Origin of the sequence: Vreelandella salicampi (assembly GCF_013415105.1) — a bacterium.
In the GTDB taxonomy this organism is placed as follows: domain Bacteria; phylum Pseudomonadota; class Gammaproteobacteria; order Pseudomonadales; family Halomonadaceae; genus Vreelandella; species Vreelandella salicampi.
In genome coordinates, this window is sequence record NZ_JACCDF010000009.1 from 20,975 (window position 1) to 44,504 (window position 23,530).

20 protein-coding genes are annotated in these 23,530 nt (G+C 56.8%); 13 read left to right on the plus strand and 7 right to left on the minus strand.

All coding sequences use genetic code 11. The annotated features are described in order from the left end of the window. The first annotated feature begins 35 nt into the window (after window positions 1–35). The 13 genes from asd to HZS81_RS10950 all read left to right on the plus strand — a co-directional run bounded on the left by asd (window position 36) and on the right by HZS81_RS10950 (window position 16,849). Window positions 36–1,148: an aspartate-semialdehyde dehydrogenase gene (gene asd, locus HZS81_RS10890; protein ID WP_179930593.1), complete on the plus strand. Its 1,113-nt coding sequence runs from the start codon at window positions 36–38 to the stop codon at window positions 1,146–1,148. A 158-nt stretch (window positions 1,149–1,306) separates the two neighbouring features. Continuing rightward, a complete protein-coding gene (locus tag HZS81_RS10895) occupies window positions 1,307–3,598 on the plus strand; it encodes a FimV/HubP family polar landmark protein (protein WP_179930594.1) in 2,292 nt (763 codons plus the stop codon). 21 nt (window positions 3,599–3,619) lie between these two features. After that, the gene (truA, locus tag HZS81_RS10900; protein ID WP_179930595.1) at window positions 3,620–4,552 is read left to right on the plus strand and encodes a tRNA pseudouridine(38-40) synthase TruA; all 933 of its coding nucleotides are present in this window, start codon (window positions 3,620–3,622) and stop codon (window positions 4,550–4,552) included. Then, a complete protein-coding gene (locus HZS81_RS10905; protein ID WP_179930719.1) occupies window positions 4,552–5,199 on the plus strand; it encodes a phosphoribosylanthranilate isomerase in 648 nt (215 codons plus the stop codon). Before truA ends, HZS81_RS10905 begins: the two co-directional genes overlap by 1 nt. 131 nt (window positions 5,200–5,330) lie before the next feature. Next, window positions 5,331–6,518 (plus strand): tryptophan synthase subunit beta, encoded by a 1,188-nt coding sequence (gene trpB, locus HZS81_RS10910; protein ID WP_179930596.1) that lies wholly within the window; start codon window positions 5,331–5,333, stop codon window positions 6,516–6,518. Between the two features lie 9 nt (window positions 6,519–6,527). Then, window positions 6,528–7,331: a tryptophan synthase subunit alpha gene (gene trpA / locus HZS81_RS10915; protein ID WP_179930597.1), complete on the plus strand. Its 804-nt coding sequence runs from the start codon at window positions 6,528–6,530 to the stop codon at window positions 7,329–7,331. Between the two features lie 108 nt (window positions 7,332–7,439). Then, the gene (gene accD / locus HZS81_RS10920; protein WP_179930598.1) at window positions 7,440–8,471 is read left to right on the plus strand and encodes an acetyl-CoA carboxylase, carboxyltransferase subunit beta; all 1,032 of its coding nucleotides are present in this window, start codon (window positions 7,440–7,442) and stop codon (window positions 8,469–8,471) included. Then, complete coding sequence (folC, locus tag HZS81_RS10925) at window positions 8,464–9,750, plus strand: bifunctional tetrahydrofolate synthase/dihydrofolate synthase (RefSeq protein ID WP_179930599.1); 1,287 nt, start codon at window positions 8,464–8,466, stop codon at window positions 9,748–9,750. Before accD ends, folC begins: the two co-directional genes overlap by 8 nt. Window positions 9,751–9,789: 39 nt before the next feature. Beyond that, a complete protein-coding gene (locus tag HZS81_RS10930) occupies window positions 9,790–10,467 on the plus strand; it encodes an SPOR domain-containing protein (protein WP_179930600.1) in 678 nt (225 codons plus the stop codon). Window positions 10,468–10,470: 3 nt separating this feature from the next. Then, window positions 10,471–11,019, plus strand: a complete 549-nt coding sequence (locus tag HZS81_RS10935; RefSeq protein WP_179930601.1) for a CvpA family protein — start codon at window positions 10,471–10,473, stop codon at window positions 11,017–11,019. Window positions 11,020–11,107: 88 nt separating this feature from the next. Then, window positions 11,108–12,628 (plus strand): amidophosphoribosyltransferase, encoded by a 1,521-nt coding sequence (gene purF, locus HZS81_RS10940; protein WP_179930602.1) that lies wholly within the window; start codon window positions 11,108–11,110, stop codon window positions 12,626–12,628. A 48-nt stretch (window positions 12,629–12,676) separates the two neighbouring features. Further along, complete coding sequence (locus HZS81_RS10945) at window positions 12,677–13,873, plus strand: O-succinylhomoserine sulfhydrylase (protein ID WP_179930603.1); 1,197 nt, start codon at window positions 12,677–12,679, stop codon at window positions 13,871–13,873. A gap of 228 nt (window positions 13,874–14,101) precedes the next feature. Then, the gene (locus HZS81_RS10950; RefSeq protein WP_179930604.1) at window positions 14,102–16,849 is read left to right on the plus strand and encodes a sensor domain-containing phosphodiesterase; all 2,748 of its coding nucleotides are present in this window, start codon (window positions 14,102–14,104) and stop codon (window positions 16,847–16,849) included. A gap of 65 nt (window positions 16,850–16,914) precedes the next feature. Here HZS81_RS10950 and HZS81_RS10955 read toward each other — a convergent pair whose 3' ends face one another. From HZS81_RS10955 to HZS81_RS10985, 7 genes are all read right to left on the minus strand, one after another. Next, window positions 16,915–17,655: a sulfite exporter TauE/SafE family protein gene (locus HZS81_RS10955; RefSeq protein WP_179930605.1), complete on the minus strand. Its 741-nt coding sequence runs from the start codon at window positions 17,653–17,655 to the stop codon at window positions 16,915–16,917. 169 nt (window positions 17,656–17,824) lie between these two features. Further along, a complete protein-coding gene (gene mgtE / locus HZS81_RS10960) occupies window positions 17,825–19,180 on the minus strand; it encodes a magnesium transporter (RefSeq protein WP_179930606.1) in 1,356 nt (451 codons plus the stop codon). 92 nt (window positions 19,181–19,272) lie between these two features. Next, complete coding sequence (locus tag HZS81_RS10965) at window positions 19,273–19,647, minus strand: YbaN family protein (RefSeq protein WP_179930607.1); 375 nt, start codon at window positions 19,645–19,647, stop codon at window positions 19,273–19,275. Between the two features lie 125 nt (window positions 19,648–19,772). Beyond that, the gene (locus tag HZS81_RS10970; RefSeq protein ID WP_179930608.1) at window positions 19,773–20,534 is read right to left on the minus strand and encodes an ATP-binding cassette domain-containing protein; all 762 of its coding nucleotides are present in this window, start codon (window positions 20,532–20,534) and stop codon (window positions 19,773–19,775) included. Then, a complete protein-coding gene (locus tag HZS81_RS10975) occupies window positions 20,528–21,568 on the minus strand; it encodes a FecCD family ABC transporter permease (RefSeq protein WP_194249362.1) in 1,041 nt (346 codons plus the stop codon). The genes HZS81_RS10970 and HZS81_RS10975 overlap by 7 nt, the downstream gene beginning before the upstream one ends. Next, a complete protein-coding gene (locus HZS81_RS10980) occupies window positions 21,565–22,476 on the minus strand; it encodes a heme/hemin ABC transporter substrate-binding protein (protein WP_241697470.1) in 912 nt (303 codons plus the stop codon). Before HZS81_RS10980 ends, HZS81_RS10975 begins: the two co-directional genes overlap by 4 nt. After that, a complete protein-coding gene (locus tag HZS81_RS10985) occupies window positions 22,473–23,528 on the minus strand; it encodes a ChuX/HutX family heme-like substrate-binding protein (protein ID WP_179930609.1) in 1,056 nt (351 codons plus the stop codon). The genes HZS81_RS10980 and HZS81_RS10985 overlap by 4 nt, the downstream gene beginning before the upstream one ends. Window positions 23,529–23,530 lie beyond the last annotated feature (2 nt).

A 23,530-nucleotide genomic window follows, 5' to 3' on the forward strand; every position in this document is an offset into this window, starting at 1 on the left:
AATGAAGGGCTCATTTTTTATAGGAGGACGTCACGATGTTGAAAGTCGGTTTCGTAGGATGGCGTGGCATGGTCGGCTCTGTGCTGATGCAGCGCATGCAAGAAGACGGTGATTTTAACGGCATCGAGCCGATTTTCTTCACCACATCTCAAGTCGGCCAACCGGGTCCCGATGTTGGCGTGGACGTGCCTCCACTAAAGGATGCCTTTGATATCGAAGCGCTTAAAGCGCTGGATGTTGTCGTGACCTGCCAAGGCGGCGACTACACCAAGCCGGTGTACAAAGATCTTCGCAGCGCAGGCTGGAAAGGCTACTGGATCGACGCTGCCAGCACGCTGCGTATGGAAGATGACGCGACCATCGTACTCGACCCGGTTAACCGCAAAGTGATCGACGCGCAGCTTGCTAAAGGCGCGAAAACCTTTGTCGGCGGTAACTGCACCGTCAGTCTGATGTTGATGGGCCTGGGCGGCTTGTTTGAAGCCGATATGATTGAGTGGATGACGTCGATGACGTACCAAGCGGCATCCGGTTCCGGCGCTAAGCACATGCGCGAGTTGCTCAACCAAATGGGGACGCTGCGCGATAGTGTGGGGGAAGAGCTGAAAGATACGTCCAGCGCGATTTTGGACATCGACCGCAAAGTGACAGCCGCCATGCGCAGTGGCGACTTCCCCACCGAGAACTTCGGCGCGCCTTTAGCGGGCAGCTTGTTGCCGTGGATCGACACCAAACTCGATAACGGCCAGAGCCGCGAAGAGTGGAAGGGTAGTGTTGAGACCAATAAGATTCTTGGTTTGCAGGACAATCCGGTACCGATTGATGGCCTATGTGTCCGTATTGGCGCGATGCGCTCGCACAGTCAGGCATTCACGATCAAGCTCAAGCAGGACGTGCCGATTGATGAGATCGAAGATCGCATCGCTAAGCACAATGAATGGGCCAAAGTCATTCCCAACGACAAAGATGCCACCATCGCAGGCCTGACGCCGACTGTCGCGACCGGTACACTTGACGTGCCCGTTGGTCGTCTCCGTAAGCTGGCCATGGGGGGCGAATACCTCTCAGCATTCAGCGTGGGGGATCAGCTGCTATGGGGTGCTGCCGAGCCACTTAAGCGCATGCTGAAAATTCTGCGCGAACAGTAAAACGGCAGGTTTTACGCTAAGGCGTTGAAGCGGGGGCTAACATTAGCCCCCGTTTTTGTGCGCAAATAGTATAAGCTGTGGTAAAAAGGGCGTAACACTTTGAGTTGATAAGCCATTTATCGCTTTAGCAAGATGACGTAAAAGAAGCAGGGGCGTTCATGAAACCACCAATCACGCTAGCCATGCTGCTCAGCCTCGCCGTCTCGAGCCCATTGGTGCATGCACTTGGGGTCGGTGAGGCAGAGGTAGGCTCGGCCTTAAATGCCCCGTTAGATGCTTCGATCCCGTTGGTCGATGCGCAGCAGTATTCACCCGAAATGCTCAGCGTCAGCTTAGCGCAGCGCAGCGCTTACGCCTCCGCTGGGCTTGAGTGGAGTGATGTCATCGCGAATGTGAACGCTACGCTCCAAGGGCAGCCGCCGACCATCCGTCTTACTTCGTCGCAGCCCGTTGATGCCCCCTGGCTCGATTTGCTTATTGTGATTGAATCTCCTTCAGGGCGTCATGCGCATGAAGTCACGCTGCTTTTTGATCCCGCCGACTACGAAACCGAAGGGGCACAGGCAAGCCAAGCGGCATCGCCGTCTCTATCTCAACCACAGTCTCAATCGCAGTCTCAGTCTCAACCACAAGCGTCAAATCGCGTTAATACGGAAAGCCGCGCTGAGCCTAGCCGTAATGAAACTAGCCGTGCTGATGTAAGCCGCAATGCGGTCAACGCGGATGTGAACCATCCTGCCTACGTGAACAGTGGGGATACGCTTTGGAGCGTCGCTGAACGGTTAAAACCCGAGCAGGCAAGCGTGCAGCAAATGATGGTTGCGTTGCTTGAAGCAAACCCGGAGGTGTTTCCATCCGGCAATATTAACGCCATGCGGGCGGGGTTTAGGCTAGACGTGCCCGCCGATGCGCATGTCATGCGTCGCTCGGCAGCCGCCTCAGCTGACGCGATTGATGCGATGAATGCCGCTTGGCGTAATCGCGACAGTAGCCTAGCCTCGGTCGCGTTGCCCAATCTTGAAACCGCCGCAAACCCGGATGAAGACACGCCCGCGCAGCAACAGACAGGGGTCAGTGACAGCGCTGAACCGGGCATTGCTGATGCCGTTATCGCCAGTGCCGAGGCGGTCAGCCCTAGCGCCGAAGTGGTAAATGCCAGTGGTGAAGCTGGCACTCTGGCGGCGCAGCTTGAACAAAGCCAGGCGATGCTGGCGCAGCTCATCGAAGAGCGCGAGCAGATGCGTGGCGAACTTGATGCGTTACGCAGTGAAGTATCCGAGCTTACTGAAGCATTGGCATCTCAGGAACGTGTCGACCCCTCCGCTGCCAGCGATGTCGTGCAAGAGCAAGAGGCGGTTCGTGACGCCAATGTTGAGAGTAGTGCAGCAGAGCGAGGTACAGAAGAACGTGTCGCACCGACAGAAGATGCACAAAACACGCAAATAGAAGAAGCCGAAACACACGCATCAGCCAGCTCCGCCGGGGAAGCGGGTGGTTTTCCATCGCTACCAGCGCTTATGGAGAATTACCGTTGGACATTAATAACGGCTGGGTTGGCGCTGCTGTTGGTATTGCTGCTCATGATTCGTCGGCGCCAAGCGAGAGAGTGGGAGGATGTCGATCAAGCAACCATTAGCGAGCCATCTGTCGTCCCCAACAACCACGCTAGCGCGACACCCCCGGGGGGCGCCACCCAGGAGAGTGCGCCTACGCAGGAGACTTCGAGCGCGCAGAACCCCCAAGCGTCATCATTTACTGCCGTCGAAGAAGATATTGAAACAGAAGAGCTTGAAACTGATCCTTTTTCCGAGCCTTCGCCGACGATTTATGCCGCCCAAGAGGTCTACGCTAAAAACGCCGCGTCAGAAGCGTCTGAGCCTGAAGACAGCAACCCCGAGCCCGATGCGTTTGCAATAGATGAGCCGCTTGAGTGGGAAGCCGATGACGATGAAGACTTAGTCCGGAGTCAAGCGGCAGGGCTCGCTTCACAGCGAAGCGCCGGCTCTCAAGATTTGTCTGACTCAGAAGACGCACTGGAGGCCGAGCGGGAAATGGAGCCGGAACCAGAACCGAAAATCGAGCCGGAAGCAGAACCGAAAACCGAGGCTTCTCCCGAACCGCCTGAGGCATCCTCTAGCGAGCAAGACACGCAACCGGATTCACGTTTTATTGATTATCAGCCACCTTCATTAAGCGCTGAGCCGGCCGCGCCCCGCGAAGAAACCCCCATGCAGCCGACGGTTGAGTTCGAGCCGGTCGAAACGAACAAACCGCAAGGCACAGAAGAAGCGGAAGATGGGGAAAAGAAGGAAAAATTGCTGGCTGATAATGTTGCTGACGAGCGGCAAAAGGCAACCAAAACGGATAGCGATTCACCGCTAGGCGAAGGATGGGAAATTGAAGAGGTAGCATTCAAAGTGCCGGGCCGGGATAATGCCCGCTCCTCTTAACTCTTAACGTATTGTGAGTCGATGACGCTGTTTGACCGCTTTGATGAAAAAACACCCCTCAATGGACGCCTTGCCATGGGAGTTGAGTACGATGGTACTCACTACTGTGGGTTTCAGCGGCTAAGTCATGCTGCCTCTGTTCAGGCGAGCCTAGAAAAGGCGCTAGCGCAAGTGGCCGGTGAGCCGGTTAAAGTTCACGCTAGCGGTCGCACTGACTCGGGTGTTCACGCCACCCGCCAAGTTGTGCATTTTGATTCGCCTGTGCCGCGTAGCGAAAAAGCATGGATTTTTGGTGCCAATACCAATCTACCCAAAGATATCGCGGTACGTTGGGTAAAAGCCGTGCCGGATACCTTTCACTCGCGCTTGGGGGCGCTAGCCCGCCGCTACCGTTACCTGCTCATTAATCAGCTCAATCGGCCCGTGTTAGAGCGCGCCAATGTCACCTGGTGTCGCGACCCGCTGGATGTCGCCGCTATGCATCGCGCCGCGCAGGCGCTGGTCGGCGAGCATGATTTCTCCAGCTTTCGAGCTGCGGGGTGCCGCTCAAAGGCTCCTTGGCGCCATTTGCACTTTATTGAGGTGAAGCGCCACGGCGCACTCGTCGTAGTGGATGTGCAAGGAAACGCGTTTTTGCACCACATGATTCGCAATATCGTCGGTGCGCTGGTGAGTGTAGGAAGGGGCGCGCAGGATGAAGCTTACATTGAGCGGCTGTTGGCATTACGTGATCGTAAAAAAGGCGATGTCACCGCACCCGCTTGCGGCTTGCACTTTGTAGACTCGCGCTATGACGAGAGCTTTGCCCTGCCGCAAGAGCCGCTCGGGCCCAATCTGCTGGCATTTACCGGCGAGTGGACCGGCGAGCGGGAAATCCCCGATTCACCGATGGTGCGCCACCGCCGAGGGCACGCGCGAACCGGCAGTGAGCCAATAAAGCAGGAGAACGCATGATGCCCAACGCCATAACGCGAACGCGCATCAAATTTTGCGGCTTGACTCGTACCGACGATATTGCCAGCGCTATTAGCCTTGGTGTTGATGCGATTGGTTTTGTCATGTGGCCGCAAAGCAAGCGCAGCATCAGCGTTGAGCAGCTAGCGGAACTTGCCGCCGGTGTGCCGGCGTTTGTGACGCGGGTCGGTCTTTTTGTCGATCAGCCGGCGTCTTTGATCGAGCGTTGCGCGCCGCATCTGGATTTATTGCAGTTTCACGGTGATGAACCGCCCGAGGCATGTCAGGGCTATGATATGGCGTGGATCAAAGCGCTGAGAATGCGCGATGGGATGGATTTGCACCGAGAAGCCGACCGTTATCATGAGGCGAGTGCTTTACTGCTTGATGCGTACCGCCCTGGCGTACCGGGTGGCACCGGCGAGACCTTCGATTGGTCAAGAATTCCCGCAAACTTAGCAAAACCTGTTATCCTCGCTGGTGGTTTAACGCCGGGTAATATTGGCGCTGCCATTAAGCACGTAGCGCCTTATGCCGTGGATGTTTCCGGCGGCATTGAAGCCTCACCGGGAGAGAAAAACGCCGCGAAAATGCAGGCGTTTGTTCAGGCGGTTTCGGCAGCGAATGTACCGCCTTCATCGCTGTAATGTTTATGTTGTTTTTGGTTTATTTACTGTTGCTGCTCTTGGCAATCTTGTGAGGTACCCCTGTGACTGGTTTATCAACGACTAGCTCCGCACCGACTGGCGCCACGTCAAAATTTAATAATTTGACCCACATGCCCGATGCCCGTGGTCACTTCGGCCCGTATGGCGGTCGTTTTGTGTCGGAGACCCTGAGCTTTGCGCTGGAAGATCTGGAAAATATCTACGCAAGTTTACGCGACGATCCAGCATTTCAGGCCGAGTTTGACCGCGATTTAGCCCATTATGTTGGGCGCCCGTCACCGCTTTACCACGCCGAGCGCTGGTCACAGAAACTCGGCGGTGCGCAGATATGGCTCAAGCGCGAAGACCTAAATCACACCGGTGCTCACAAGGTTAATAACACCATCGGCCAAGCACTGCTGGCTAAGAAAATCGGCAAACCACGGGTCATCGCGGAAACCGGTGCTGGCCAACACGGCGTTGCTACTGCAACTGTGGCGGCGCGATTGGGGCTTGAGTGCGATGTCTACATGGGTGCCGCTGACGTGCAGCGCCAGAAGCTTAACGTTTACCGTATGCACCTATTGGGCGCGCGTGTTATCCCGGTGGAATCGGGTACGCGCACGCTGAAAGATGCGATGAACGAAGCGCTGCGCGACTGGGTCACCAATGTGGATAATACCTTCTACATCATCGGTACCGTTGCTGGCCCGCATCCGTACCCGCTTATCGTGCGTGATTTCAACGCCGTGGTGGGGCGTGAAGCGCGCAAACAGTCGATGGAGCAAATTGGCCGACTGCCCGATGCGCTAATCGCGTGTGTGGGCGGTGGCTCAAATGCGCTGGGCTTGTTTTATCCCTTCGTCGAGGACGAAGAGGTCGCCATGTACGGCGTTGAAGCGGGGGGTGATGGGGTTGAAACCGGGCGCCACGCGGCGCCGCTTTCCTCCAATGCTCCGCGTGGCGTATTGCACGGAAACCGTACCTATTTGATGTCAGACGAAGCGGGCCAAGTTTCTGATACTCACTCCATTTCAGCAGGACTTGACTACCCCGGCGTCGGCCCGGAGCACGCCTTGTGGAAAGACGTTGGGCGGGTCAATTATGTGGCAGCCAACGACAATGACGTGCTGGAAGCGTTCCGTGAGTTAACGCACATGGAGGGGATTATGCCGGCGCTAGAGTCAGCTCACGCCTTGGCGTATGCCAAAGTGTTGGCGCCTACCATGCGCCCGGACCAGCATATCGTGGTGAACCTTTCAGGCCGCGGCGATAAAGATATTATGACGGTCGCTAAGCTCGACGGCATTGAATTTTAAGGGATAGCAATGAATCGAATTGATCAACGCTTCAGCGAACTCAAAGCGCAAGGCCGTAAGGCGCTAATCCCTTATATCACTGCGGGTGACCCAGCGCCGCAATATACCGTTGGCTTTATGCATGCTTTGGTTGAGGCGGGCGCGGATGTGATTGAGCTTGGCGTACCGTTTTCTGACCCCATGGCGGATGGGCCTGTCATTCAAAAAGCCTGCGAGCGCGCGTTAAAGCACGGCACGCGCTTGGTGGATCTGTTTGAAATGGTGAAGGAGTTTCGCCAAGCCGATACGCAAACGCCTGTGGTATTGATGGGGTACTTGAATCCTATCGAGCGAATCGGCTATGAGGTGTTTGCCGATAAAGCGGCGAATGCCGGGGTGGATGGCGTGCTGATCGTCGATATGCCACCCGAAGAGGCCGGAGAGATCGGTCCGTTAATGAAATCTCGCGATTTAGCCGCGATCTTTTTAGTTGCCCCTACCACTTCTCATGAGCGGGCCGCTACAATATGCGCCCACGGTCAAGGCTATCTTTACTACGTCTCGCTCAAAGGGGTGACCGGTGCGGCGTCGCTAAACGCGGCCGATGTGGCGGCACATTTGACACCGCTCCGTGAAATGACGGATCTGCCGCTGTGCGTTGGGTTTGGTATTCGCGATGGCGTGACGGCAGCCGAGGTGGCCAATGTGGCAGATGGCGTGATTGTCGGTAGCGCGCTGGTGAACCGCATTGCGGAAAATACGCAAACACCTGAGATCATTCCCGGTCAGCTAAAAGATGTGCTGGCGGATATGCGCTCGGCTATGGATGCATGAAACTCGTCTACGCTAAGATATTGCGTTACACGTTTTTTAATTCCCAGTTAAACACTTACCAACGCCTGGCTTTGCCAGGCATTGACGTATAACGGAAAAATTTTTGATATGAGCTGGTTAGATAAAATTGTGCCCTCTATGGGACGTATCCAGCGTAAAGACCGTCGTGCCAGTGTGCCGGACGGCCTCTGGCGCAAATGCCCTAAGTGCGAAGCGGTGCTCTACCTTCCCGAGCTGGAAAAACACTATAGCGTATGTCCTAAGTGCGACCATCACCTACGCTTGACGGCCCGCAAGCGGCTGGATTGGTTCTTGGATAAAGAAGGGCGCGAAGAGCTCGCCCCAGAGATTGAGCCAATCGACCGGTTGAAATTCCGCGATTCGAAAAAGTACAAAGACCGTCTTGTGGCGGCCCAGAAAGACACTGGCGAAAAAGACGCCTTGGTGTCTTTCCGTGGTCATCTCGATGGCCTGCCTGTGGTTGCTGTCGCGTTTGAATTCACCTTTATGGGCGGCTCAATGGGCGCTGTAGTAGGGGAGAAGTTCGTGCGTGCGGCCACACTGGCCTTGGAGGAGCGTATTCCGCTGATCTGCTTCTCCGCATCAGGCGGTGCGCGTATGCAGGAAGCGCTTTTTTCGCTGATGCAGATGGCGAAAACCTCGGCGGCACTGGAAAAGTTAAAGCAGGCGGGCGTGCCTTATATTTCCGTGCTGACTGACCCTGTCTTTGGCGGCGTTTCCGCTTCGTTGGCGATGCTTGGGGATCTAAACGTCGCCGAGCCCAACGCGCTGATTGGTTTTGCTGGTCCACGCGTAATCGAACAAACGGTTCGTGAAACACTACCTGACGGCTTCCAGCGCAGCGAGTTTCTGCTAGAGCATGGCACCGTCGATATGATCGTACATCGCCGCGACATGCGTAAGCGCTTAGGCGGTGTGTTGCGTAAATTGACCCATCACGACCCTTTCGAGCAGGTTAGCGATACTGAAACGCCTGAAAAGGGAGAGGTTATCGAACCGGTTGCCGATGAGCCTTCCGTCGCCCATGCGGCTGACCATAGTGAAGAGCAGGCGACGAGCTGGGTCGATAACGATGAAACGCCAGCATCATCTAGTGACGAAAAGCCGCGCAATGCCTAACGATTTAGCTTCATGGCTTGCGTATTTAGAACGGCTACATCCGGTCGGCATCGACATGGGGCTTGAACGCGTTCGTGAAGTGGCGATGCGTATAGGGCTTTTAGATTCGCCTCTGGCACCGAAGGTGATCACGGTGGCGGGCACCAATGGCAAGGGGTCAACGCTTGCGATGATGGCCGCGGTTGCAGGCGCGCATGGTCAGCGGGTAGGGACATATACCTCACCGCATTTGGTGCGCTACAACGAGCGCGTCACGCTCAATGGCGAACCAGCGAGTGATGATCTGCTGGTAGCGGGCTTTCAAGCGATAGAGCATGCTCGCTTGGAAGCGCCTGAAATTAGCCTGACTTACTTTGAAGCTGGCACGCTATGCGCGCTCTGGTGCTTCGCTAACGCTGAGCTTGACCTTGTGTTGTTGGAAGTCGGGCTGGGCGGCCGCTTGGATGCGGTGAATATCATCGATGCCGATATTGGCATCGTGACCACAATTGCCCAAGATCACGCCAATTTTTTAGGTACCGATCTTGAGCAAATCGGCCGCGAAAAGGCGGGTATTTTGCGCCCATGCCACCCTGCCTTGTTGGGGAGCGAAACGCTCCCCAGTAGCGTAGAAGACATCGCAAAAGCACTTAATGCGCCGCTTTTCGCCCTTGGCCAGGCTTTTCGTCATGCGCCGCAAGGCGAAGGATACTGGCAGTGGCATGGTCATCGCGCGGACGGGCAAGCCGTGACGTTGACACAGCTGCCTGACCCCGGTTTGCCGCTCGATAACGCCGCCACTGCGCTGCAAGCGCTTACGCTGACCGGTTTATGTCTTGACGTGGCCACAACGCAAAGCGCATTGGCCAGCGTCACTCTGCCGGGGCGTATGCAGTGGCTCGGGCAATGGTGTTTGGACGTAGGCCATAATCCGCATGCGGCTGCTTTTGTAGCGAGCCGTATACACAAGCCAGCTCAAGGGCGTCTTTGGTGTTTGATCGGCATGTTCGACGATAAAGACGCTGACGCCGTAATAGCGAACTTGGCGTCGCGAGTTACCGATTGGGTGTGTGTGTCGCTCTCTGGTTCCCGCGGGCGTTCGGCGACATCGCTTAAAGCCGTAATCGAGCATCAAGGAGGCCGGGTTCACCACTGCGCAGACACGCCTAAAGAGGGAGCTGATTGGTTGGGAAGACAGCTGGCGGCATGCGATGTTGTGCTGGCGACGGGGTCGTTTTTTACCGTTGGGGCATTGCTTGAAATCACGTTACCTCAGGCATCACGCGAGGCAACCGCTTGATTGGCGCGCTTTTATAGGGCGCTCCCAAGGGAGAAAAGAATGAAATACGGCAAAACGGAGCGCATCAGTGGCATCGTTATTCTGTTAGCGTTGGCCGCGATCTTGATTCCCTGGTTAATGAGTGACCCCGCTCCCCGCGAGGAGCGCCCGCAGCCGTCGTTTACCATTGAACAGCCGATAGACGCGCCACGCCGCGACGTCGCCGAACCCGTGCCTCCCGAGTCAATCGACCTTTCTTCCTCTGGCGACGCTCCCCAGACGCCAACAACGTCAAACGATGATGCGATTGTCGATGATGCTGCTGTCACCGAGCGTGATGATGCATCACCAGTTCAAGATCAAACGCAATCACAAAACGCAGAAACGCAAAACACAGAAACACAAGACAGCGCCCCGCGGGTGGAAGACGATCCCATTGCAGCGCTAATGGCGCAGGCTGATAGCCAGCGCCGGGTTTCAGAAGAGGCGATTCCTGCTACCAGCGAGCAAGGGGAGTGGGGCGTTCAGGTGGGGACGTTCGGTAATCCCGATAATGTTTCACGTCTTAAGCGCGAGTTGGAAGAGAACGGGTTTCATGTATATACCCGCAAGCGTAGCGATGATTTGACCACGGTGATCGTCGGCCCCTTTGCCAGCTCAGCTGATGGCGAGCGCGCCTCTACCTTGATTAAAGAACGCGTTAATCAGCAAGGTTTGCTGGTTCGAGTGAGGGACTAAGTCATGGCGTTAACGTGGATCGACGCGCTGTTTTTAGCCGTTTTAGCGTTGTCGATGCTCGCGGGCTTTGTGCGTGGATTGGTGCGTGAAGCGCTCGGGCTTGCGGCGTGGGTCGTGGCGCTTTTGGTCGCCCGTGTGCTCGCTGAACCGGTGGCCGAGCTTATGACCAGCTTTATCGAGAGCTTTGATGCTCGCTTAGTTCTCGCTTTTGTATTGGTGATATTTGCGGTGATTCTGCTGTGCGGCATTGTCATTCGTGGCGTGCACGCAGCCGTGGTATGGGTGGGCATGGGATTTTTAAACCGCCTGGCGGGTGCTGCGTTCGGCGCCGCCCGAGGCGTGGCCATTTTGCTCGTTGCCACCATCTTGATCACGCTAACACCGCTGATGGAGCTGCAAGCGTGGCAGCAGGCGTCACTGCGCCCAAGCTTTGAGCAGTTGCGTGATTGGGCCGTCAGCCGGCTCGATCAGTGGGAGGGCGATTTGCCCCAAGCGCCAGATTCGTTAAGCGAGATTCCGCTACCCGATTTTCGTTCACGCGACGAAGAGTAAGTAGGGCGATTCGAGCGTTTCGGCGAGGCAAAGTTTCTTAATCGTTGGCTTAATATTAAGCCTGGGTATCAAGCGAGGTAAGACAGTTATGTGCGGTATAGTGGGCCTTCTGGCCAAGCAGGCGGTGAATCAGGCAATTTATGATGCCTTGACCGTACTACAGCATCGGGGCCAGGACGCTGCCGGGATGATGACCTGGAGCGAAGGACGCTTTTTACTGCGCAAGAGCAACGGCCTTGTGCGCGATGTCTTCCATACTCGCCATATGGCGCGTTTGAAGGGTAACTTAGGTATTGGTCACATACGCTACCCGACGGCCGGTTCGTCTAGCGAGGCGGAATCGCAGCCGTTTTATGTCAACTCGCCCTACGGTATTGCGTTGGCCCACAACGGCAACCTGACCAATTCCGAGCAGCTCAAACAAGAGCTTTTCTCTACCGATCTTCGCCACATCAATACCAGCTCCGATTCCGAAGTGCTGCTCAATGTGTTTGCCCATGAGTTAGGCAAACAAGGGCTGCATTTAGAAGCCGAAGATATCTTCGATGCCGTCCGCCGGGTGCACCGTCGTTGTAAAGGCGGCTACGCCGCTGTGGCAATCATCAACGGCTTTGGCATGGTGGCATTTCGTGACCCTCACGGTATTCGCCCGGTCGTGTTTGGTACCCGCGAGCATGAAGGCCAGCAAGAGGTGATGATTGCGTCTGAGTCTGTTGCTCTGGACGTGGGTGGCTTTGAGTTAGTGCGGGATCTATCGCCCGGTGAAGCGATATTTGTCGATATGGAGGGCACTATCCATACGCAGGTTTGCGCAGACCGCCCGCTGTTGCGCTCGTGCATTTTCGAGCATGTCTACCTGGCGCGGCCGGACTCAATTCTCGATGGCGCCTACGTCTATGGCACACGGATGCAGATGGGTCGTAAGCTTGGGGATCGCATTCTCAACGAGTGGCCTGAGCACGATATTGACGTGGTGATCCCGATTCCTGATACATCGCGCACCTCGGCGCTGGAGATGGCTCAGCACCTGGGCGTGACCTATCGCGAAGGCTTCATGAAAAACCGCTACATCGGTCGCACGTTCATCATGCCGGGGCAGACCCAGCGTAAGAAATCCGTGCGCCAAAAGCTCAACGCCATTGATGTCGAGTTTAAAGACAAGAATGTGCTGTTAGTGGATGACTCGATTGTGCGGGGGACAACCTGCAAACAGATTATTCTAATGGCCCGCGATGCGGGGGCGCGCAATGTTTATTTTGCCTCTGCTGCGCCGCCGGTACGCTACCCGAATGTGTATGGCATCGATATGCCCGTCGCCTCCGAGCTCATCGCCCATGGGCGTAGCGAAGCTGAAGTGGGCGAGTTGATTGGCGCTGACCGTATTTTCTATCAAGATTTAGACGATTTAAAAGCCGCGTGTCGCGAAGTGAACCCAGCGTTTGACGGTTTTGACTGTTCGGTCTTTGATGGCAATTATGTCACCGACGATATTGATGAAGCGTATCTTCAAGCGCTTGAGGCAAGCCGCAGCGATGCCGCCAAGGACCATAGCGCGGGAGACCATGCGTTAGTGGATATGCACAATCAGGACGACGACCTCGACGACTAGTTTTAGAAACGTGTTTTACGTTAGGCGTCCTGGTGAGGAGAAATAGAGATGGAAGACGATACGGTAGAACCGTCGTGGTCACTGGAAACACTGGCCATTCGTGCCGGTCATGAACGTACTGCCGAACAAGAGCATTCTGAGCCGATTTTCCCGACTTCCAGTTTTGTGTACGGCAGTGCGGCGGAAGCGGCGCGGAAGTTCGGTGGTGAAGAGCCGGGTAATGTCTATTCACGCTTTACCAACCCGACGGTGCGCACGTTTGAAAAGCGTCTTGCCGCGTTGGAAGGTGGAGAGCGCTGTGTGGCGACAAGTTCCGGTATGTCCGCGATTCTGTCGACAGCGCTTGCGCTCTTGCAGGCTGGCGATGAAATTGTCGCGTCACGCTCGCTGTTTGGCTCCACGGTCAGCTTGTTCGATAAGTATTTGGCAAAGTTAGGTATTACCACCCGCTACGTGGAGCTTTCCGATCTCAACGCGTGGGAAGCGGCCGTTACGCCAGCGACTAAGTTGCTATTTGCGGAAACACCATCGAACCCGTTGGCGGAAGTAGCCGATATCACGGCACTCGCGGCGTTGGCAAAGCGACACGACGCCTTATTGGCGATTGATAACTGTTTTTTAACCCCGGCGCTGCAGCAGCCTCTGGCACTGGGCGCCGATTTGGTTATTCACTCGGCGACCAAATACCTGGATGGTCAAGGGAGAGCCGTGGGCGGTGCTGTGGTAGGCAGTCATCAACTTCTAGAAGAGATCTTCGGCGTGGTGCGCACCTGTGGGCCGTGCTTGAGCCCATTTAATGCCTGGGTGTTTACCAAGGGGCTAGAGACACTATCGTTGCGGATGAACGCGCACTGTGAGAATACGCAGCAGCTGGCGCAGTGGCTGGTGCAGCACCCGGGTGTGGCGCATGTGTACTACAGTGGTTTGACGGATCATCCCCAGCATGCACTCGCCAAGCAGCAGCAAAAAGGTTTTGGCGCGGTGTTGGGGTTTGAAGTGAACGGTGGCCAAGCCGCTGCTTGGCAGGTAATTGATGCCACGCAAATGGTGTCGATCACCGGCAATTTGGGTGATGTGAAAACCACTATCACACATCCAGCAACAACGACTCACGGGCGTCTTTCCGATGCACAAAAATCGGCCGCAGGGATTTCACCGGGGCTGATACGTGTGGCGGTAGGACTTGAGAGCCAAGCTGATATTCAGCGAGATTTAGCCCGAGGGTTGGATCAACTAACGCGTTAAGCGTGGCTTACATCAACCGGTACTCAATTCACTAATGCCAGTCGGTTAGCGCTGACTGGCTTTTTTCTGCCGGGTAACCGTATTAGCTGAACTTGGTCATCCGCCCGTCGCTCACTGAACTAATACCGAAGGTGGATAGGTGAGCATCAATTAAGCGTTTATTGTGAAATGCTTCACCGAAAAGGAACTTCCAGATAAGCTGATTTAAAAAGGGCAGCGAGCAAATCAATGCAGACGGGGATCGAAGCGGCCGATACATTTCGGCAGTTGGCTGAAGGAATGGGACAAACAGGCACTCCCCAGTTTTACTCAATGCTGGTGGAGCGGCTGGCAAATCTGCTGGACGTGGATCATGTCATGGTGGCCCGCGTTTACGCGGGTAACGACTCGGCTAGCGACCCACAGGCAGACGTCGCTGAAACACTGGCGGTCTGGTCCAACGGTCGGCATCTGCCCAATGTCACCTATCCGTTGGCCGGAACTCCTTGCGAGACCGTTGTCGGTCGCGAACCGTGCTTGTATCCCTGCGAGGTACAACGGTGCTTTCCAGATGATTATATGCTTGCTGAGCTGGGTGCCGATAGTTATATGGGATGGCCTCTTTATGCCTCGGACGGAGCCGCGATTGGATTACTGGCATTGCTTAACGATTCGGTGATGTCGCTGGATAGCATGACCAGCGAAGTACTACGTATTGTGGCGGCTCAAGCCGGTGCTGAACTGGGCCGCCAGCAGGCGGAGGCGGCCCTCAAGGCCAGCGAGGCGGTCGCCCGGGAAAGCGAGGCGGTCGCCCGGGAAAGCGAAGCGATCGCCCGAGAAAGTGAGCGTCGCCTGGATACGCTGCTCAATCATCTGCCGGGAATAGCCTATCGCTGCCTCAACGATGACCATTGGACCATGGAGCTGGTTAGCCAGGGGGCCTACCGACTCACCGGGTATCATCCCGATGAGCTGGTGGAGAACCACCGGGTCAGTTTTGCCGAGCTGATACATGCCGAGGACGCCACGCGCGTCTTTGATGAGGTTCAGGCGGCCATCGATGACAAGCGCCCTTATCAGGTGACCTACCGCCTGTATCATCGTGATGGTCGTGTTCGCTGGGTGTGGGAACAAGGGCAGGCGGTGTTCGGTGAAGCGGGCGAGGTGGTCTGCCTGGAAGGGTTTACTACCGATGTGACCGAGAGCCATGAAGCCCAGCGGGTTCAGCAGGCGGTCATGCAGGTAGCCTCGACAGTCACGTCGCATGTCGGCGACGACTACTTCCAGCAGCTGATCGGCACACTGGTGGAATTGTTGGATGCTGACGGTGGCTTTATTGCATTACTGAATCGGTCTCCCCACACGACCAACGGTCGCCCACGGCAAGCGGCGACTATCAGTACCGTTAGCGTTATCGCCGACGGTGAGCCCCTTAGCAATCAGACATTTGCAGTGAGTGGCTCACCCTGCGAGCAGGTGATAAATCAGCGAGAGGCCGTTTCCCACAGTGGTCATTTCACACCAATCCCCGGTAGAGCACTTCAGGCCCAGGCCTGGATAGGTCGACGTTTGGATAATGCCGGTGGTGAGGCAATTGGCGTGATGATGGTGTTCTACCACGAGCCTCTCAGCACCAACGCCTTTGCGACGTCTCTATTGCGTATCTTATCCACCGGGGCCTCGGCGGAATTGGAGCGCCGCCGCGACCAACGTCGTATGCATCAGCTGGCGTATATCGATGGCACTACGGGGCTTTCAAACCGCGTTCGCTTTATGGAAGTTCATGCCAACATGTTGCGCGAAGCCGCACAGAGGGATCAGTCGTTAAGCTTGGTCCTGCTCGATATTCGCCGTTTTAAAGAGATTAACGATACCCACGGTCATCATGTAGGCGACCAACTGCTGGCCACCATCGCCGGTCGCTTGCAGCATGTCCTTCCCGACGGCGGCTTTCTGGCACGATTATCCGGCGACGAATTTGCCATTCTTTTGAGCAATCCCAGTGAGGCGCAGTTGGCTGACATCCTGGGCGATCTGCGCAGCACGGTCGGGAAGACAATTCGGCTGGACCACAACACGTTCAACTTGCAGGTAAGTATCGGTTTTGCCCACTATCCCGTCGATGCCTCGGTGGCTGGAGAGCTGTTCAAGGCCGCCAGTATTGCACTCCATTTTGCCAAGCGTGACGGCACCGTATGCCCGTTTAGCCATGACATGATGCACCATCAACGCCGCCGCCAGAAAATGGCGGAGCGACTGCATCAGGCGCTGGTTGAGAATCGTCTGGCTCTTTATTTTCAGCCCCAAGTGAACCTAGAAACCGGCCAGCTTACCGGCGCTGAAGCGCTGTGCCGATGGCACGAAGCCGACTGGGGCTGGGTCAGTCCCGGCGAATTCATTCCCCTGGCGGAGGAACGCGGGCTGATTCGTGAGCTGGGTGATTGGGTGCTGGCTGAGGCCGCTAGGCAATTGCGCGTATGGCAAGACCATGGGATGGCCTTAACGGGACGGTTGTCTATTAACATCGCCGCCCAACAGTTTGCCGACCCGCAATTGGCGCAACACATCGCCCGACTTACCCGAGGGGTGCCGGCCTCAGCGTTGGCGTTGGAGCTGACCGAAAGCGACTTTATGCGCGATCCCGACCAAGCGGTTGAGATTACCCAGGCGATGCGCGCCGCCGGGTATGCCTTGTATATTGATGATTTTGGCACCGGCTACTCGTCGCTCTCATATTTGCGGCGCTTTGCTGCTGACGCGCTGAAGATTGATATCTCATTTGTGCGCGAGGTGCTCGATAACCAGCATGACCGCGCCATTGTCCAGACCATTATTGCTATGGCCGATGCCTTGGGAATGAAGACCCTAGCCGAAGGGGTCGAGCATCAAAAGCAGGCCACGCTGTTGGCCGAAATGGGCTGCCTGGAAGCACAGGGGTTTTTGTTTGGTCGGCCCAAGCCGGCCGATGAATTTGCCGCGATATGGCTTGACCGTTAGCGAGGTGCGCTCCGCGCGTCATCTTTATGTCATGGACGTTGGGTAGTCTAGCCGCCGCTAACCGGCTAAATAGCCTGATAAATCAAGTTAAAGCCGACTAAAAACATGGTCAGAATCACCAACCGGTAAAACAGCACTTCGTTGACGCGGCTTTGCAGCCACAGGCCGTTGCGCACGCCGATCCAGGCGATGGGCACCAGCACCAGCGAGGCCCAGGCGCTGGTCACGTTGATCTCGCCAAGCCACATATACGGTGCCAGCTTGATCACGTTGACCACGGCAAAGGTGACGGCGCAGGTGGCGATAAAGGTCTCTTTCGACAGCTTGCGCGGCAGCAGGTACACGTTGAGCGGCGGTGCGCCCGCATGGGCCATGAAGCTGGTAAAGCCGCAGACGCTTGCGGCTGGCAATGCCCAGCGGGAGGAAATGGGCTTCTTGGCAACGGGTTTCAGCAGCATATAGGTGGCGAACAGCAGGGTGATCACGCCGAGCGTCAGGCGTAATCCCTGCTCGCTCAGGCTGTCGAACAGCAGCGTACCGACCGCCACGCCGATGAATAGCCCCGGCACAAACCGCCATACCTCGGCCACCGCGTGCCTGCCCCACCACGCCTTCACCGCAAACACATCCATCACCAGTAACAGCGGTAATAGAAGGCCCGCTGCCTGAGCCGGGCTGATCGCAAGCGCCATCAGTGGCACCGACAGCGTGCCGAAACCACCCGCAAAGCCGCCTTTGGAAACACCGGTCAGGTAGACCGAAAAGACGATCAACAGCCAGGCAATGACGGAGTAATCGGGGAGCATGGTCGCCTCTGTATGCTGTAAAAGAGTGAAGCACAAAAAAGCCCCGCATCGGCGGGGCACATCAGCATAGCATTAGATAAACGTTAGCGGGCGAATGTTCTGTTGCTTTAATGTAAGACGCTGGTTGAAGCCTGGGCAAACGATCTAGCATCAGCCAAAGAGGATAAGGTTAAAGGATAATCAGCGTCGCGAGCCCCAGGAATGATAAAAAGCCGACCACATCGGTCACGGTGGTTAAAATCACTGCGCCGGATAACGCCGGGTCGATCTGCAGCTTTTTCAACACCATGGGGATTAATACGCCAGATAAGTTGGCGAGGCTCATGTTGATAAAGATGGCTAGTGTGATTACGAGCGTAATCATAGCGTCGCTAAACCAGACATGGGCAATCAGGCCTACCACTAACGCCCAAACCAGGCCGTTGCTCATGCCTACCCACATCTCTTTGTTATAAAGCCATTTTATATTGTTACCGGCGAGCTGGCCCAGCGCCAAGCCGCGAATGACGACGGTGAGGGTTTGGCTACCGGCAATACCCCCCATGCTTGCCACGACCGGCATCAAAATGGCCAGCGCAACAATTTGATCTAATGCCGCTTCAAATTGCCCAATCACGAAGGCTGCTAAAAAAGCCGTTAACAAATTAATGCCCAGCCAAATGCCGCGACTTTTCGCGCTGCGTGTAATCGGGGTAAAGACTTCCTCTTCGTTACTGACGCCCGACATATGTTTTAACGTCATGTCAGCGTCTTCTTGGGTGATTTCTAAGACGTCGGCAGAATTTAGCTGCCCGACCAATAACCCATCGCTATCGCAGACGGGCACAAAGTGAAGCTCTTTAGAGCGCAGTAACGCTGCGGCATCACCGACTTTCATTTGATCATTGAGGGTAAAAAAATCATCCATATAATCATCAACCACGGCATCTTGAGGTTGTTTGATTAAATCAATGAGGGTCAACGTGCCGAGCAAACGCTTATTCTTATCCGTAATCATGATCTGTTGCGATTCATCGTCAAGCAAGTGATGAATCCGGATATAGCGTTGCACCGCCTCTAACGACACGCCTTGTTTTACATTAACCGTCTCGGGGTCCATGTAGCGACCCACCACATCTTCCTCATAGGCATGAAGATTCTCAACATGGGCGCGAATATCTTGGTCTAGGCTGGCGTAAACGCTGGTTTTTATGGCCTCATCAGCAACATCCAGTACTTCAGCAACTTCTTGAGCATCCAAGCCTTTAACAATTTGTTCTATATCGCTGGCCGATAAATCTTCGATATAGTCGGCACGGATATCTTCGTCGACTTCGGCGAGAACCTCGCCGATTAAATCGTCAGGAATATATTCCCAAAGAAAATCTCGCGTTTTAGCTGGAAAGGATTCAAGTGTTCGCGCAATGTCTAAGATGTCGAGTTCAGTGAAGAACTCTTGTAGAGCCGCTATGTCTGGGGTGTCTAACAGCTTCTGAAGATGCAACAGCAACTCTTCGTTATTGGCATATTTTTCATCATCGCGCATAGCGTCCGTCCTTGCTGTTTGGCTGCCTGTTTTCTCAATCTTATAGGTTGGCTTGGTTGAAAGCCACGCGAACGCCGTATGCTAAGCGTTGCTTAAGGCGCAGACGAGGGCTCTGGCCGGGTGGCCAGCCATAAGGCAATCAGCACCAGTAGGGCGATCACTGCCCAGCGCAGCCAGCCGGGGCCGAGTGACCAACCGGTGATTAATGCGCTCAATGTGATCGCGCCAACGGCTGCCAGCTTAGCGCGCCGGGGTATGGCGCGTTCTTGCTCCCAGGTGACCAGCAGAGGGCCGACATAGTGGCGGGAGCGGATCCAGGCCTCAAAGCGCGGGGAACCGCGAGAAGCACAGTAAACAGCCATTAGCATAAACACCGTGGTGGGCAATAAGGGCAGAAAAACCCCAAGCAAACCAATGCTAAAACTGATCGCCGCCAATGCTATCCATAGGGCACGTATAACTCTCATCCTTACTCCTGGCTTAGCACGCTAAACGGCTTAACACGCCATGCTCGCGGTTAATGCTAGCAGGAAAGTATGGTCTTGTTTGTCGATCAAATGCCACGGCGATTGAAAAACGGTTCAACGAGTCATCAAGGCGCTAGGGCAAGCAGGTGCTTGCCATGTGAGCTGCCCTCTAGGAGCTGAAGTTCGGCCGCATAGATCTTCGCAATGGTTGCGGGGTTGAGCACTTGATTAGGCAGGCCGTGGTCAATACGTTGCCCTTGATGCAGCAGCCATACCCGGTCGGCGTAGGTGCTGGCGAGATTAAGGTCGTGGAGTACGCAAACAATCGCCATGCGATGCTGCTCGGCCCAGGCGCGTAGTTGGCGCATCAGGCGCTGCTGCTGGCCGATATCCAGGGCGCTGGTGGGCTCGTCCAACAATAAAAGACCGCCGTCCTTGGCGGTAGGAGAACCTCTTGAGAGAAGCTGGCAGGCGCCGCGGGCGATCATCACCCGCTGGCGTTCGCCGCCGGAAAGCGAGAGCACGCTGCGCTTGGCGAGATGGGTTAGATCTAGGTCGTCCAATAGCGCCGCTACCAGTGATTTAGCCGGGTTACTGCCTAGACTCAATAGCTCGTCAGTTTGCCAGTCAAAACCGGGCAACTCCTGCTGGGCGACCAGCGCCCGGCGGTTGGCGAGTTCGGCGATGGGCCAGTCGGGCAGGGGGGTGCCATCCAGTCGCAGCTCGCCTTGCTCGGCAGGGCGAAACCCCGACAGCATGCTGAGCAGTGTGCTCTTGCCCGCGCCGTTGGGGCCGACAATCGCCAGCAGCTCGCCGGGACGAATGGTGCCGTCCAGGGGGGCGATAGCGGGGACGGCGGTTAGACCCGCTTGGTGAAGCGTTAGCATGCTCGGTTCCTGCGCATTAGTAGGTACAGGAAGTAGGGGCCGCCCAGCAGGCTGGTGAGCAGCCCGACGGGAATTTCCGCAGGGGCGGCGACGGTGCGGGCGAGGGTATCGGCGACGACCAGCAGCAGTGCGCCACCGAGCATCGAAGCGGGGAGTAGCAACCGGTGGCCAGGCCCCAGCCAGAGCCGCAGGCAGTGGGGTACCAACAGACCCAAAAAGCCAATCACCCCAGTGAGCGCCACGCAAAGCCCGACGCCCAGCGAGGTAGCGACCACCACCCGGCGTTTTAAACGCGCCGCATCCAGCCCCGCCGCATGAGCGGTGGACTCGCCTAGCTGCAGCAGGTCAAGTTCGCGCGCGCTGCGCATTAACAGCCACAGGGCAATGGCAATGAGCACCAGGGCGAGCGCTGTGGTGCGCCACAGGGCGTTAGTCAGCGTGCCCATGCCCCATAAACTAAGCTGGCGAAGCTGCTCATCGCTGGCGATAAAGGCTAAAACCCCACCGCCAGCCCCAGCCAGGGTATTGATGGCCAAGCCAGCCAGCAGCAGGGTCATCACCGCAGCACTGCCGCCGCCTTGGCGCTTGGCGATGCCAAAGACAATCAAACAGACGCATAAGGCGCCCAGAAAGCCTGCTGCAAACTGGCCGTATAGGCTGCCGGCGCCACTATCCTGAAACAGCACAATCCACACCGCCACAAAGAGCCCGGCGCCACTGGCAAGGCCGAGCAGGGTCGGGTCGGCCAGCGGGTTACGAAATAGCCCCTGCATGGCGGCGCCGCTACCGGCGAGCATCGCGCCCACCGCCACGCCGAGTAGCAAGCGCGGCAGACGCAACTGCCACCACACTTGAACACTGAGCGGGTCGGCCTGGCCGCTGAGTAAGCCCCAGGGGGAAATGCCCAGCGCGCCGGAGGCGGCTGACCAGCCCAAGGCCAGCAGCAGCGCGGCGGTTAATCCGACGAGCACGCGGGCTGCTCGATTAATCGGCAGCCGCGCTCGAAAGCGGTAAGCGTTGAGGATGGCAATCATGGGCTTATCTTGGCGGTGCTTTTCTGAGCATTAGCCGATGCGCCCAGGAGTGCTTCGACGCCCTGGCGCAAAGCGAGTAATTGATCGGGGGTGCGCGGGCCAAAGCCGAGCAGGGCTTGAACGTTAACCACAATCAGCTGTTGCTTGCGGCCTGCGGGGGTTAACGCCAAGCCGGGTAACTGCCATAGCGCGGCTTCGCCGCCCATTGCTGCCAGGCCCCGTTCGGAGACAATCACCACGTCCGGCGATTGTCGGGCCAGCGCTTCGGCGCCCACGCTGTGGTAGCCCTGCATCTCGGCGAAGGCATTGTCCAGGCCCACCGCTTCAAGCGCGCTATGCGCTGCGGTGTCGCTGCCTGCCGCCCGAGGGGTTAAGCCGCTATGCTGCATGATAAACATCGCGCGGGTTGGCGGTAGGGCGGGCATGCTGGCCAGCCGGTTAAGTTTGTCGTTCAAGTCATTTGCCAAGGCTTCTGCGGCGTTTTGACGGTCGGTTAATTGGCCAACGGCGCGGACTTTATCGGCAATGGCATCAAGGCTGGGTGGGGCGTTGATGGTGGCGACGTTGACTCCCACCGCCTCCAACTGTGCCAGTATTTCCCTGGGGCCTGCTGATCCGGCGGCTAGCACTTGGTCAGGTTTAACCGACAGCACGCTTTCCGCCGAGAGCTGGCGCAGGTAACCCACCGAGGGTAGCGCCGCCATGGCGGGCGGATGCACTACCGTGTCGTCCCGGGCGATAACGTTGATATCAGCCTCCAGGGCGGCCAGGGTTTCCGCTATATCGCCCCCCAGTACCACCCAGCGTTCACTAGTCTGTTCGCGCTCTTCAGCTTGAGCCAGTGGTGTGCCTGCCAGCAGCAACCCCAAGGCCATCATTGCCAAGAGGCGAGTTTTTGAAGGGTTCATGCCACTGCCTCTTGATTGTCGAGTTCATCCAGCAGTTTCCGCCACTCGGCGCGCTCACCGCGGCCTTCCTGGCGCTGCGCGTAAATTTGCAGCGCGAGAGAGCCCTCTGAATCGAAGGCTTCGATGCTGGTCACGCCGCCGTCACGGTTGGGTTTGCTGACTTGCCATACCTGGTCAATCGCGGCGTCATCCAGGTGCAGCGTGAACTGCTCGCCGAAAAGGTTCAGCCAGCCGCGGGCCCGTTGAGGAGCGGGCAATGTGCCGGTGCGAATCTGTACGCAGCCGGGACTAGCGACAAACAGCATCAACGGCAACGCGCGTTGGCTGGCCTGATTGAGCAGTGTTTCCAGAGTATTCACGGGCAATGAGCGGCTGTAGCGGCCTTCCATTAACTGGTTGGCCTCAATACGCTCAAGATGATGGCGCTGGAGGAGCGCGAAGAACTGGTGTACATCGCGCATCGAGCCCCATTCGCTAGCAAGCGTGGGCACGTCGGGGAGCGGGCGCTTTAGGCGCGGCATGCTCTGGGTAAATGCCGGGGTGTCCCGAGTGCTCAAGGCCGCCAAAGTGCCCCAGGGGCGCGGCAGCGGATGCTCCAGGGCAAAGCATTTGTGAACGGCGCAGCCATGCTGATTGAATATCTGCAGGCTCCAACGCCACTGCGCTTCTTCCTCATTGATGGAAGGCATCGGGTCGCGAATCAAGCAGGCCCAGTGCCAGTGAGCGTAGAGTAGCCGTAAGTCCAGGCCGCCGGGATCGAGCAACAGGCCAGTATGCTGTCCGCCGCTTAGTTCGGGGTAATCGCCGCTTTGCTCAAGCACGGCTAGCCGTGAGCGGGTCAGCGCTTTCACCCGCCCCAACTGGGGCAGGCGGGCGGCGAGATCGTTAGGCGCAAGTGGCAGCGTCCATACATCACGGCCTAAACGGGCAGCTTGAAGCTCGCCTTCGCTGATGGCTAAACGTTCGGCAATTTCAAGCGCGGGTAGCCGCGGCTGCGCGGCGCGTGCCGCGTCAAAAGCTTCGATAATCGCGATCTGTTGGGATGGAATCATGA